Annotated in this window: 14 protein-coding genes; 2 read left to right on the top strand and 12 right to left on the bottom strand. The window is 67.3% G+C overall.

The genetic code is table 11. The annotated features are described in order from the left end of the window. The 10 genes from OZ671_RS20760 to purC form a co-directional block, all read right to left on the bottom strand. Nucleotides 1-198 (bottom strand): hypothetical protein (locus OZ671_RS20760; protein ID WP_268862520.1); only part of this gene is annotated, 198 nt, incomplete at its 3' end. A gap of 243 nt (nt 199-441) precedes the next feature. Continuing rightward, nucleotides 442-798, bottom strand: a complete 357-nt coding sequence (gene grxD, locus OZ671_RS20755) for a Grx4 family monothiol glutaredoxin (RefSeq protein ID WP_268862519.1) — start codon at nt 796-798, stop codon at nt 442-444. Between the two features lie 34 nt (nt 799-832). After that, a complete protein-coding gene (locus OZ671_RS20750; protein ID WP_038305946.1) occupies nt 833-1,066 on the bottom strand; it encodes a BolA family protein in 234 nt (77 codons plus the stop codon). A gap of 18 nt (nt 1,067-1,084) precedes the next feature. Beyond that, nucleotides 1,085-3,313: a phosphoribosylformylglycinamidine synthase subunit PurL gene (gene purL / locus OZ671_RS20745; RefSeq protein WP_268862518.1), complete on the bottom strand. Its 2,229-nt coding sequence runs from the start codon at nt 3,311-3,313 to the stop codon at nt 1,085-1,087. 332 nt (nt 3,314-3,645) lie between these two features. Next, nucleotides 3,646-4,344 (bottom strand): phosphoribosylformylglycinamidine synthase subunit PurQ, encoded by a 699-nt coding sequence (gene purQ, locus OZ671_RS20740; RefSeq protein ID WP_268862517.1) that lies wholly within the window; start codon nt 4,342-4,344, stop codon nt 3,646-3,648. 61 nt (nt 4,345-4,405) lie between these two features. Then, nucleotides 4,406-4,999 carry a hypothetical protein gene (locus OZ671_RS20735; protein ID WP_268862516.1) on the bottom strand — a complete coding sequence of 198 codons (594 nt, stop codon included), beginning with the start codon at nt 4,997-4,999 and terminating at the stop codon, nt 4,406-4,408. Between the two features lie 90 nt (nt 5,000-5,089). Beyond that, nucleotides 5,090-5,329, bottom strand: a complete 240-nt coding sequence (gene purS / locus OZ671_RS20730) for a phosphoribosylformylglycinamidine synthase subunit PurS (protein WP_268862515.1) — start codon at nt 5,327-5,329, stop codon at nt 5,090-5,092. A 137-nt stretch (nt 5,330-5,466) separates the two neighbouring features. Beyond that, nucleotides 5,467-6,009 carry a hypothetical protein gene (locus tag OZ671_RS20725; protein WP_268862514.1) on the bottom strand — a complete coding sequence of 181 codons (543 nt, stop codon included), beginning with the start codon at nt 6,007-6,009 and terminating at the stop codon, nt 5,467-5,469. 108 nt (nt 6,010-6,117) lie between these two features. Continuing rightward, nucleotides 6,118-6,744: a hypothetical protein gene (locus OZ671_RS20720; protein WP_268862513.1), complete on the bottom strand. Its 627-nt coding sequence runs from the start codon at nt 6,742-6,744 to the stop codon at nt 6,118-6,120. Nucleotides 6,745-6,840: 96 nt separating this feature from the next. Continuing rightward, the gene (purC, locus tag OZ671_RS20715) at nt 6,841-7,629 is read right to left on the bottom strand and encodes a phosphoribosylaminoimidazolesuccinocarboxamide synthase (RefSeq protein WP_038305962.1); all 789 of its coding nucleotides are present in this window, start codon (nt 7,627-7,629) and stop codon (nt 6,841-6,843) included. Between the two features lie 269 nt (nt 7,630-7,898). Here purC and OZ671_RS20710 point away from each other — a divergent pair, with 269 nt between their 5' ends. Next, nucleotides 7,899-8,219 carry a DUF1476 domain-containing protein gene (locus OZ671_RS20710; protein ID WP_268862512.1) on the top strand — a complete coding sequence of 107 codons (321 nt, stop codon included), beginning with the start codon at nt 7,899-7,901 and terminating at the stop codon, nt 8,217-8,219. A 165-nt stretch (nt 8,220-8,384) separates the two neighbouring features. On the opposite strand, the gene OZ671_RS20705 is transcribed toward OZ671_RS20710, so the two are convergent. Beyond that, on the bottom strand, nt 8,385-9,701 hold the full coding sequence (locus OZ671_RS20705; RefSeq protein ID WP_268862511.1) for a TadE/TadG family type IV pilus assembly protein: 1,317 nt from the start codon (nt 9,699-9,701) through the stop codon (nt 8,385-8,387). 199 nt (nt 9,702-9,900) lie between these two features. After that, the gene (locus tag OZ671_RS20700) at nt 9,901-11,094 is read right to left on the bottom strand and encodes a TrmH family RNA methyltransferase (protein WP_268862510.1); all 1,194 of its coding nucleotides are present in this window, start codon (nt 11,092-11,094) and stop codon (nt 9,901-9,903) included. A 260-nt stretch (nt 11,095-11,354) separates the two neighbouring features. On the opposite strand from OZ671_RS20700, the gene OZ671_RS20695 reads away from it, so the two are divergent. Continuing rightward, on the top strand, nt 11,355-12,575 hold the full coding sequence (locus OZ671_RS20695) for an NADP-dependent isocitrate dehydrogenase (RefSeq protein WP_038305970.1): 1,221 nt from the start codon (nt 11,355-11,357) through the stop codon (nt 12,573-12,575). The last annotated feature ends 111 nt before the right edge of the window (nt 12,576-12,686 follow it).

Genomic DNA, 12,686 nt, shown 5'->3' with positions numbered 1-12,686 from the left:
GGAAGCGGCCGCAGCCGGCGCCTGGCGATGCAGTGCGGCCGGGCCGTTCGGCGGCAGGAGATTGAGCGGGCGGTCGGATGCCGTCGCCTGGCCGCCGCGGAGGCCAAGTCCCTGCTGCGCCAGCGCCGCTGAGCCGGTCCCGAGCGAAAGGCCGAGGGTCACGGCGACGACATGGCTGCGAAACAGGGCTGGCGTCATGATGTGTCGGGCGCTCTTGAGGCTTACGACCGCACCGGACGCAAGGAGCCGGGCGCGATCATGGGCTTGGGAAGCGCCGACCAGCGGCGCGCGACGGAGCGGTCAAATCGACCGAAGGTCAAACCGATCCTGTCGCTCGTGTCGCAACCGATTGTGGCAACTTCTGGGCAGCTGCGTCAGCAGCGCCGCAAGGGCGCTGCAAGCCGTTGAAAGCGCGAGAGAAAATAGACCCGCCACGCGGCCTTACTGGGCCGCGTCGCGAACCTGGATGCCCTTCGACTTCATCAGTTCGAGCAGTTCGCCCGACTGGAACATCTCGCGGGTGATGTCGCAGCCGCCAATGAACTCGTTCTTGACGTAGAGCTGCGGAATGGTCGGCCAGTTGGAATAGTCCTTGATGCCCTGACGGATCTCGTCGGAATCCAGGACGTTCACGCCTTTGAACGGCACGCCGAGATAGTCGAGGATCTGCACGACCTGGCCGGAAAAGCCGCACATGGGAAATTGCGGCGTTCCCTTCATGAACAGCACGACGTCACTCGAAGCGATTTCCGCCTCGATCTTGGCATGGGCGGGATTGGTCTGCGTCTCGGTGCTCATGTCTCTCTCTCGCTTCGCGTGAGGCTGATGCGAATCAATTGGGGGCGCCGGTCGTCAGCGCAAGGGCATGCAAGGTCCCACCCATCTTGCCCTTGAGGGCCGCATAGACGATCTGGTGCTGCTGCACGCGCGACTTGCCGCGGAAGCTCTCGGAGATCACCGTGGCGGCGTAATGATCGCCGTCGCCGGCGAGATCCCTGATCTCGACGGAGGCGTCAGGCAGCGCCTCCTTGATCATCTGCTCGATATCGGCCGCCGCCATCGGCATCGCACGTCCCCTCAAACCTCAGGCCGACTGGCCCATATAGGCGGGCAGCCACGACTCGAAGCTGCCGGTCAAATCCTCGAGCAATATGGGAGCCTCGCCGGGGAGGGTCAACGCGCCGCCGCCCGTGCGGCCAAGCCGCGTCAGCATGACACCTGCGCCGGCGGCGCGGGCCGCGAGCTTGTCGATGTCGGCGGCCTTCACCGTCAGGACGTAGCGGGCCTGATCCTCGCCGAACCAGAAGGCGTGGGCGGGCACTCCGTTCGGCACCGTGTCGACGGTGATACCGGTCTTGCCTGCCATGGCCATTTCGGCGAGGGCCACGGCGAGACCGCCGTCGGAGACGTCGTGACAGGCGGTCAGCAGGCCTTCGGCGGCCAGGGCGCGCACGAATTCGCCGTGGCGGCGCTCCTGCTTGAGGTCGACCGGCGGCGGCGCCCCCTCCTCCCGGCCGAGGATCTCGCGCAGATAGACCGACTGGCCGAGCCAGCCCTGGGTCTTGCCCAGCACGAAGACCTCGTCGCCTTCGGCCCGTGGCGCGATCGTGACGCTCTTCTTGAAGTCGTCGATGACGCCGACCGCGCCGATCGTCGGGGTCGGCAGGATCGCCCGGCCGAAGGTCTCGTTGTAGAGCGAGACATTGCCCGACACGACCGGGAAGTCGAGCGCCTTGCAGGCCTCGCCGATGCCGCGGATGCAGCCGACGAGCTGGCCCATGATCTCCGGGCGTTCCGGATTGCCGAAATTGAGATTGTCGGTGACCGCCAGCGGCGTGGCACCGACGGCCGAAATGTTGCGATAGGCTTCCGCCACCGCCTGCTTGCCGCCCTCGACCGGATCGGCCTCGCAATAGCGCGGCGTCACGTCCGCGGTCATGGCAAGGCCCTTCGGCCCGTGCTCGACACGCACGACGGCGGCGTCGCCGCCCGGACGCTGCACGGTATTGCCGAGGATGATCGAGTCGTACTGCTCGTAGACCCAGCGCTTGGAGGCGAGGTCCGGCGTGCCGATCAGCTTCAGCAGCGCCGCGCCGGTGCCGACCGGCGGCGTCACGCTGTCCGCCGCGATCACCGGCCGCGAGGCGGTCGGCACGTGCGGCCGATTGTAGAGCGGAGCTTCGTCGCCGAGCTCCTTGATCGGCAGATCGGCCTTCACCTCGCCATTGTGCTTGACGACGAAACGCAACGTATCGGTGGTATGGCCGATGACCGCGAAATCCAGGCCCCATTTGCGGAAGATGGCCTTGGCCTCCTCTTCCTTCTCGGGTTTGAGCACCATGAGCATGCGCTCCTGGCTTTCCGACAGCATCATCTCGTAGGCCGTCATGCCCGGCTCGCGGGTCGGCACGTTTTCGAGGTTGAGCTCGATGCCGAGATCGCCCTTGGCACCCATCTCCACCGCCGAGCAGGTCAGGCCCGCCGCGCCCATGTCCTGGATCGCGTTGACGCAATCCTTGGCCATGATCTCGAGGCAGGCCTCCAGGAGCAGCTTTTCGGCAAAAGGATCGCCGACCTGCACGGTCGGCCGCTTCTCTTCCGCGCCCTCGCCGAACTCGGCCGAGGCCATGGTCGCGCCGTGGATGCCGTCACGGCCGGTCTTGGAGCCGAGATAGACGATCGGCATGCCGACGCCGGTCGCCTTGGCGTAGAAGATGCCGTCGGTGCGGGCGAGGCCGACCGCCATGGCGTTGACCAGGCAGTTGCCGTCATAACGGGTGTGGAAGCCGACCAGGCCGCCGACCGTCGGCACACCGAAGGAATTGCCGTAGCCGCCGACGCCGGCGACGACGCCGGCCACCAGATGACGTGTCTTGGGATGGGCGGGATCGCCGAAACGCAGCGCGTTCAGGGCCGCGATCGGCCGCGCGCCCATGGTGAAGACGTCGCGCAGGATGCCGCCGACGCCAGTCGCCGCCCCCTGATAGGGCTCGATATAGCTCGGATGGTTGTGGCTCTCCATCTTGAACACGGCGGCCAGGCCGTCGCCGATATCGATGACGCCGGCATTCTCGCCCGGTCCCTGGATCACCCAGGGCGCCTTGGTCGGCAGCGTCTTCAGATGCAGGCGGCTCGACTTGTAGGAGCAGTGCTCGTTCCACATGGCCGAGAAGATGCCGAGCTCGGTGAAGGTCGGCTCGCGGCCGATCAGGCCGAGGATGCGCTCGTATTCGTCCGGCTTGAGCCCGTGGCTCGCCACCAGCTCCGGAGTGATCTTCGGTTCCGCCTGAGGTCTGGGTTGGTTCGAGGTCATGCCGTCTTCCACCGCGGGGCCACGCCGATGCCGGCCGCGATTGCCTGGCGAAACGCCCCGAGCCGCGGCCTCTCTCCGGCGATCCGCTTGTGACATTGGCGCGCCCCTGGCACCGGGCGGATGGGCCATGTCGCAAGCGCGCGATCACCGGCAATTGATTGATGCCGAGCAGCGCCTCCATCCGCCAGCCGCAACGGCTTCCGGTGCCGGAAACCGCTCGCCTGCCGAATGTGCGCCGCTCGCGTTGCAAGTAACCGTCGCGGCAAGCTTTCGCAACGGCGAAACATCCGATCCGCGCACCGGCCATGCCGATATCGGCGGCTATCCCCGCCTCAGGCGGCTTCCAGCGCCTGGGCAAGGCTCTCGAACAGCGGACGGCCGTCGGTGGGGCCGACGGCCGGATCCACATGGTTCTCCGGATGCGGCATCATGCCCAGCACCCGACCGTTCTCGGAGACGATGCCGGCAATGGCGTTCATCGCGCCGTTGATATTGGTCTCCGGCGCGACGCGGCCGCTGGCGTCGCAATAGCGGAACAGCACCCGCCCCTCGCCTTCGAGCCGCTTCAGGGTTTCGCCGTCGGCGATGAAATTGCCCTCGCCATGGGCCACCGGCACGCTGATCACCGCGCCCGCATTGTAGCGGCGGGTGAACGGCGTGTCGGACCGCTCGACCTTCAGGTGCACGTTCCGCGCGATGAACTTCAGCGAGGAGTTGCGCATCAGCACGCCCGGCAGCAGCCCGGCTTCGCACAGGATCTGGAAGCCGTTGCACACGCCAAGCACCAGTCCGCCGCGCGCCGCATGGTCGCGCACCGCGTCCATGATCGCGGCGCGGGCGGCGATCGCCCCGCAGCGCAGGTAGTCGCCATAGGAGAAGCCGCCCGGCAGCACCACGAGGTCGGTGCCGGCCGGCAGGGACGTATCGCCATGCCAGACCATGGCGGGCTTCGTCCCGGAGGTCAGCTCCAGCGCATAGGCGATGTCGCGCTCGCGGTTCGATCCGGGGAAAACGACGACGGCGGCTTTCATCGGTGCGGCTCCTTCATCGCGGGACCCCTACCCGACCCACGCCCCCGCGTCAAAGCGTGGGTCACAGCCCCCGGCCGACATCGATGCCGTCGAGGACCTGGTCCCGGTTGCGCCGCGCGAAGGCCCGATCGGTGGAGAAGGACTGGACGGAGATCATCATGTTGCCGGCGAAGGCGAAGCCGCCGACCTGGTAGATGCTGCGCACGCCGCCGTTGCGCCGCCGCTCGATCTCGACGGCGATGCCCGGCCGGCCCTTGAAGGTCGCGACCTCGCTGACCAGGATCCGGTTGACCGCGCCGTCGCCGCGCGCGGCCGCGACCAGCTCGTTCATCTCGTTGCGCCCGGGCATCTGCTCGGTGGCGATGTGCTCGAGCGTCGCGCGGTCCGGCATGGCGCCGCGGGCCGGCGTATAGGACACCGCGACGAAAGCCGGACTGCGGCAGGCCGTGCGCGGGCAGACATGCAGCGTCATGCGCTGCACCGTCCCGTCAGGGCGTTGCACCATGCCGCTGCGCATGGTCCAGCGCTCGGCATCGATCGGCCGTTCGGCAGGGCCGCCACCGGCCGCGAGCAGGTGCGGCCCCGGCCCTGCGCCCGTCTGGACGCAGGCGCCGAGCAAAAGGGCCGTCATTGCGACGAGCAGGGTCGATTTCACGCGGATCTTCCTGATGGGCGCGCGGCCGCCGGCGGGGCGGCGCGGGCGAGTCGCCCAGGAAATAGCACGAAAGCCCTGGTCGGGCTCAATTCACAGAATCTCGATGCGGTAGTTCTCGACCACCGTATTGGCCAGCAGCTTCTCGCAGGCCGCCTTGATCGCGGCTTCCGCGACCGCCTTGTCGGTGCCGCCGAGGTCGAGATCGAAGACCTTGCCCTGGCGGACGCTGTCGATGCCGTCGATGCCGAGGCTCTTGAGCGCGCCTTCGATCGCCTTGCCCTGGGGATCGAGGACGCCGTTCTTCAGCGTGACGGTGACGCGGGCCTTCATCGCTTGGCACTCCATGGACGGCGCGGCGGGACCGGCTCCCTCTAAACCGTCAGCCGCCGGGGATCAATGCGATCCTGCCGCGCCGGCTCCCCGCGGATGGCGTTCTCGCGGTGGACTGCCGCCGCCTCCCGGGCCGTTCATCGCCGCGGCAACGGCCCGCCGATCTCGCCGGCGAGCATGACGATCGGCAGGAACAGCTGCAGATTGGCGCGCGCGATCCGCTCCTGGCCGCTCGTCGAGACGATGCTGTAGCTGCGCATGCCGTCGGACAGGCGCACCGTCGCCATGAATTCGCGCCGGCCCGAGGCATGGTCGATCACCTTGATCACGGTCTGGACCTTGGCGCCGGCGATCTCGCCCTCGCTCGTCTCCAGGATGGCGATGGTGGCGATCTGCCCGCCGCTCGCCTCGATCGTGTCCCGGTCGACCGCCTCGTTCTGGCTGCGGAAGGCCGCAAGGCTCGCCAGGGCGCCGTCGGGCTGCCGGCGGTAGCTGACGGTCGAGCGCTCGCCGCAATTCGCCGTCGCCGCACAGCGATAATAGACGGTGCCGGTCGCCGCTTCGCTACGCTCCCAGCCGGACAGCACAATGGCGGCATGTTGCGCCCGGGCCGGCTGGCCGCCGGACAGCGCCGCCGCCAGCCCGACAACGGCGAGAAGTGCGAGGGCGGCGCGGCGCATCGGTGGCCTCCGGAACGGGCCCCGTGTCGCGCCCTGCCGCATCGACCAGTGCCGGCCGAGCATTTCCGCTTCATGGCGCGCCGCCCGCCGGCGACGAAACATGCCGCGCTACAGATTGGCGTCGGCCGCCGCCTTGACCGCCGTATCGACGGTTCCCGGCCGCTCGCCGACCACGACCACGACCCTGATGCGGTTGCCCTGCGGGCGCGCCAGCACCGCCCCATGGGCGGTGCGCGCCTGCCCCTCCACCCGCCGGATGGTCAGCGTGAAGCCGCTGAAGCCACGATGGCGCAGGCGCACGGCGCTCGCCGCGACGCGCCGCGGCATGCGCCGCGCGGCAATGGCGGCCGGCACGGAACGGTTCGATTCCGCCACCAGCCGCCGGCGGGTCTGGTTGCCGGCAACCAGCATCCTGGCGAGTTCGGAGGGGTTGCGCAGGGTCCGCTGGAGCGCGCGTGCCTCGGCGCCGCGCGCCTCGAACACGGCGACCGCCACCTTGGTCGGACAGCTCGGCAATTCGCACATGCCGACGGCGCGCGGCACGATCGTATCGCGGGTCAGCCACATGCCGACGGGCACGAAGATCCATGGACTGTCGCCACGGTCGGCACCGATTTCCGGCGGCTGCAGCCCCTCCACCGCGACTGGCGCATAGGCGCAGGAGGCCAGCAGCAGCAAGGCGGCTGCCCCGGTCGCCGCCGCCCGCATCGCCTGCCGGAGCGCACCCAATACCATTGCGAGCTCTGCCGCTCCCCGTCCCACCGCCCGGACAATGCAACGGGGACCTGGACGGTCCCCGCTCGTTCTCTCAACCAGGCTGGCCGGCCCCGGTCACTGCACCAGGACCGGGCCCGTGGCGCGCTCGTTCTCGCCCATCACGCCGAGCCGGCGCGCGACTTCGGTATAGGCCTCGATGAGCCCGCCCATATCCTTGCGGAATCGATCCTTGTCCAGCTTGTCGGACGACTTGATGTCCCACAACCGGCAGGAATCGGGCGAGATCTCGTCGGCGACGACGATCCGCATCATGTCGTTTTCCCACAGCCGGCCGCATTCCATCTTGAAGTCGATGAGGCGGATGCCCGCGCCGAGGAACAGGCCGGACAGGAAGTCGTTGACGCGGATCGCCAGCGCGATGATGTCGTCGATCTCCTGGGGCGTCGCCCAGCCGAAGGCGGTGATGTGCTCTTCCGACACCAACGGATCGTTGAGCGCGTCGTTCTTGTAGTAGAATTCGATGATCGAGCGCGGCAGCTGGGTGCCCTCCTCGATGCCGAGGCGGGTCGACAGCGAGCCGGCGGCGACGTTGCGCACCACCACTTCGAGCGGGATGATCTCGACCTCGCGGATCAACTGCTCGCGCATGTTGAGCCGGCGGATGAAATGGGTGGGAACGCCGATATCGTTCAGTTTGAGAAAGATATATTCCGAGATACGGTTGTTGAGCACGCCCTTGCCGTCGATCACCTCATGCTTCTTGGCGTTGAAGGCGGTGGCGTCATCCTTGAAGTGCTGGATCAGTGTTCCGGGTTCGGGCCCTTCGTACAAGACCTTAGCCTTGCCTTCATAGATGCGGCGGCGGCGGCTCATGGGGATATACCGTGGCTTGAGGAAGTCCATCTCTCTCCGGGGCTCCGGGCTGCCGGTTTCCCGCAGCGGGACGGGCGAGCGCGGGGTTGCGATCGCTAGGAATCGATAGCTGCAGGCACACTTGCCCGCCAATCTCTCCTATCCGATCGTGCGGCGCAGCACAACGACGCCACCGGCTCGGATTTCCGCTCCTGCGACGCCTTTGCTCTCGCCAAAGTGGGGAGCGCGCGCCTATATGCAAGCCCGTCGGGTTCGTCCCCGCTCCCATTACCCATGTCCAGCCAAGAGACCCCTGCGCCATGAGCACATTCGATAAACGCGAGGATGAGTTCGAAAAGCGGTTCGCCCACGACGAGGAGCTGCGCTTCAAGGCGACCGCCCGGCGCAACAAGCTGCTCGGCCTCTGGGCCGCGGAAAAGCTCGGCAAGACCGGTGCCGATGCGGAAGCCTATGCCAAGGAGGTCGTCAATGCGGACTTCGAGGAGGCCGGCGACCATGACGTTCTGCGCAAGGTCAAGGCCGACTTCGACAAGGCCGGCGTCAACCAGTCCGAGCACCAGATCCGCCGGACCATGGAGGAACTGATGCAGACGGCAGTCGCCCAGATCCGGGCCAGCTGACGCCGCCCATCGATGCTGCGATGGCCGCCGCGCCACATGTGGCGCGGCTTGCCGCCTGCCTCGGTTCTTTCGCCGTTTCATGAGACGGCGGAAGGCTCTGGATCGGTGCCTTGACGCGTTTTCTCGACGCGGACCGAGCCCACCGCGCCCGAAGCCGCCATAGCGTCAGATCGACAGGCGCATGCGCGTGATCATGTCGGCAATGCCGCGGAAGGCACCGCCGATGCCGGCCGCATCCCGCACGGAAAAGTAGTACTGCAGCGGCGATCCCGCCGGCGGCTGCGTCGCACAGGCCTTGAGGAGCGTCTCGTTGCCGTCGATCACCCGCACGGTGAACAGGGTGATGCCCTCGTTCTTCACCGCCGTGCAGGCCAGGCGCGTCCGTGCGTCGATCGAAGTGGACGACTGGCCGAACCTGTTCTCGGTATTGTCGCCGTCGGTCAGCAGCACCATGAAGCGCTGCGTCTCCTCGTTCGGGTCGACATTCGTCTCGGTGAACGGGTTGCGCGAGGTGAGCGTCGCAAGGCCGAGCTGGGTGCCGATCGTGATGTTGGTATTGCCCGAGGGCTGCATCAGCGTCACCACCTGGCGCACGGCGTCGAAATCGGCGGTCAGCGGGATCATCTGCGCGAGCGCCGCATTGGCGCAGCGGGCGGCGCGGTAGCGCGTCGCATCGGTGGTCGGCACCGCATCATTGGTATCGTTCGGCTGGTCGCGATCGGTGAGGCAGCCCGTCCAGGAATAGGAATCCGTCGACATCTTGGAGGGGAGATCGTTGGTGTCGAAACGGATCCAGTTCGAATTGCGGAAGGCTCTGCCGACCGTGCCGGTGCCGATATTGACCATCGTGTCGAACGGCACGACGGAAATGCGCACCTGGTTCGGGGTCAGCCGAATCGCCTCCATGTCGGTCAGGAACTGGCGGACGGCCTTCTTCAGCTCGGTCATCTTGCCGCTCGACGCCATCGAGCCGGTATTGTCGAGCACCAGGGCCACTTCGATGTTCGGCGTGTTCCAGCGCGCCTGCGAGGTGACGTCGACCTCCATCTGCTTGATGCCGATGACGTTCCAGAGCGCGGTCTCCATGCTGGAATCGACGTCGACCTTCAGGCTGTTACCCACCTTGGTGACGCGGATGGTACCGATCGAAATGCCGTTCTCGCCTTCCATGTTGGCGCGGATGGCCCGGGCCACGGCGTCGGAGATCTGTGCGTCGGTCATGCGCCCGGCATTGCGGGCCGCCGACAGCGTCGCGGCGTCGACCGCCGCCTGCAGCTTGGCGCGCGCGGCCGCGGCGCGGCTGTAATCGACCGCCGCGCCGATCAGCGCCATGATCGGAACCAGCGACATGGCGAAGATCATGGCGACATTGCCGCGCCGATCGGCGCGGAAACGGCCAAGGCAGGACAGCGCGGCGGACGGCAGCACGCCTGTCCGCACACGCTGCGCGACAGCGGCGATGCAGGACCTCAAGATGGACATGATGCGAAGCCTCGCAGCCCGATAACCAAAGGGAATGTCTGCGATGAGGTATCGCGGCGGGCCTTTAAGAAGCTCGTAATGCGATCGTCGAAAGATCGCTCAATTCGCTTAAATTTGTCGGGATTGGCGAAAGACGGGCCGGCATGGTTGACAAGACGGCAACGCCGACGGAGAGCCGCGCCGGGGCGTTCCCGCTCCGTCAGCCGGCGGCGAGCCGCTGGGCGAGCCCGTCGAGCGCGGCGGCCGTATCGGCCTCCACCGCCTGCGCCTCCAGCACCAGCACCGTATAGTCGCGCTCCCTGAGCCACCGGCGCTTCTCGGCGCGCCTTGCGGCGGCCTCCTCGCCCTCGCTGAGCGGGGCAAGGTCGAGCACGAGGCGCAGATCGAACGACACGATGTCGACGACATGCGGGCCGATCGGCACGGCACGCCGGAAGCCGCGGCCGGCGAACCGCCGATCCTTCATCATCGCCTCCCACAGAAGGCGCTCGGCTTCGGTCGGGTTGCGCCTCAGGAGCCTTGCAATGCCGCGCACCGGCGCGGTGGCCCCGGTCTTGTCGGCCGCCGCCTGCTCCAGCGCCCGGCGCAGCGCTTCCGGGCCGTCGCCGGTCAGCGTGCCGCCGCGCGCCGGCCCCCGCGCGCCCTCGGCAATCGCGCTGATGGCCCCGTGCAGGGTCGCAAGATCCTGTCGCGAGGGCTGCATGCGCGCGATGATATTGCGCAGGTTGACCACCATGCTGTCGCGCTTCTCCGGCGGCCGGAAGAAGTCGACCCGGTCGAGCTCGCGCTCGAACATGGCATGAAAGGCCGCGAACTGGGCTTTTTCGGCCGGTTCCGAGCGCTCCATCTGCGTGAAGGGCAAGGCCGCGTCATGGGCCTGGGAAAACCACTCGTAGCCCAGCACCAGCACGGCTTGGGCGAGGTTCAGCGAGGAGAAGTCCGGATTGACCGGATAGGTCAGGATGGCGTCGGCGAGCGCCACCTCCTCGGTCAGCAGGCCGTTGCGCTCGCGCCCGAAGACCACGCCGACCTTTTCGCCGGCGGCAATGCGCGGCCGCATGGTCGCCACCGCCTCGCGCGGGCCGACGACCGGCTTGACCTGGCCGTGCATGCGCGCCGTGGCGGCGTGGACGAGGGTCAGGTCGGCGATCGCCTCTTCGAAGGTCGCGAACAGCTCGGCCTCGTCCAGGATGCGGTTCGCGCCCGAGGCCGCCGGATAGGCGCGGCCATTCGGCCAGCCGTCGCGCGGGGCCACCAGCCGCAGCCGGCCGAGGCCGAAATTGGCCATGGCGCGCGCCGTCGTGCCGATATTCTCCGCCATCTGCGGTTCGACGAGAATGACGACGGGGCTGCCCTTTTCGCGGGCAAGGCGGGTGATGTCGATACCGGGCATGGAGCTTCTTTATCAGGCGCGCGGGGCGAGCCTATAGACGGGATTGGCCGTCCTGTCGCGCCTCCTGCGGCGATATCGGCCTGCGCGGCGGCCCCATGCCGCGCGCGGCGCGCGCACAGGGGGCCATGCGGGCCGTAGCCGCCCCCACAAATTCGGGCTATGAGGCAGCCGCCAGTCGCGGGGGCACCGGATCTTCCGAGCGCATGTCCGGATGCACCGCGGCTGAGTCCTCCTCCGCCATGCGCTCACAAGGCCGACCCATGTCGAAGATCAAGGTTACGGGAACTGTCGCCGAACTCGACGGCGACGAGATGACCCGCATCATCTGGGATCTGATCAAGAAGAAGCTCATCCATCCCTATCTGGATGTGAACCTGGAATATTACGACCTGAGCGTCGAGCATCGCGATGCGACCAACGACCAGGTCACCATCGACGCGGCCAATGCGATCAAGAAGCACGGCGTCGGCGTGAAATGCGCCACCATCACGCCCGACGAAGCGCGCGTGAAGGAATTCAACCTGAAGGAAATGTGGAAGTCGCCGAACGGCACGATCCGCAACATCCTCGGCGGCGTCATCTTCCGCGAGCCGATCATCTGCAAGAACGTGCCGCGCCTGGTGCCGGGCTGGACCCAGCCGATCGTCGTTGGCCGTCACGCCTTCGGCGACCAGTACCGCGCCACCGACTTCAAGTTCCCCGGCAAGGGCACGCTGACCATCAAGTTCGTCGGCGAGGACGGCAAGGTGATCGAGAAGGAGGTGTTCAAGTCGCCCGGCGCCGGTGTCGCGCTGGCCATGTACAACCTCGACGAATCGATCAAGGACTTCGCCCGGGCTTCGTTCAACTACGGCCTGCAGCGTAACTTCCCGGTCTATCTGTCGACCAAGAACACCATCCTCAAGCAGTATGACGGGCGCTTCAAGGACATCTTCCAGGAGATCTTCGACGCCGAGTTCAAGGCCGAGTTCGACAAGCGCAAGCTGACCTACGAGCACCGGCTGATCGACGACATGGTGGCGGCCGCGCTGAAGTGGTCCGGCGGCTATGTCTGGGCCTGCAAGAACTATGACGGCGACGTGCAGTCCGACATCGTGGCCCAGGGCTTCGGCTCGCTCGGCCTGATGACCTCGGTGCTGCTGACCCCGGACGGCAAGACCGTCGAGGCCGAGGCCGCCCATGGCACGGTGACCCGCCACTACCGCGAGCACCAGAAGGGCAAGGAGACCTCGACCAACTCGATCGCCTCGATCTTCGCCTGGACCCGCGGCCTCGCCCATCGCGCCAAGCTCGACGACAATGCCGAGCTGAAGCGCTTCTCGGCGGAGCTGGAGAAGGTCTGCGTCGACACCGTCGAGGCCGGCGACATGACCAAGGACCTGGCCCTGCTGGTCGGCGCCGACCAGAAGTGGCTTTCCACCACCGGCTTCCTCGACAAGGTCTCCGACAACCTGTCGAAGGCGATGGGTCAGTGGAACTGAGCGGCGCCTGAAACGCCCCCTCGAAGGCCTTGCGCGGCGTGTCCACGCGGGCCAGATGAGATCCATGCATCGGAGAGCCCGGCCCCATGCCGGGCTCTTCTCGTTCGGGAT

It is taken from the genome of Phreatobacter sp. AB_2022a, from assembly GCF_026847585.1.
Lineage (GTDB): Bacteria > Pseudomonadota > Alphaproteobacteria > Rhizobiales > Phreatobacteraceae > Phreatobacter.
Note: the sequence above shows the minus strand (reverse complement) of the source record. Positions and strands in the feature narration are given on the sequence as shown.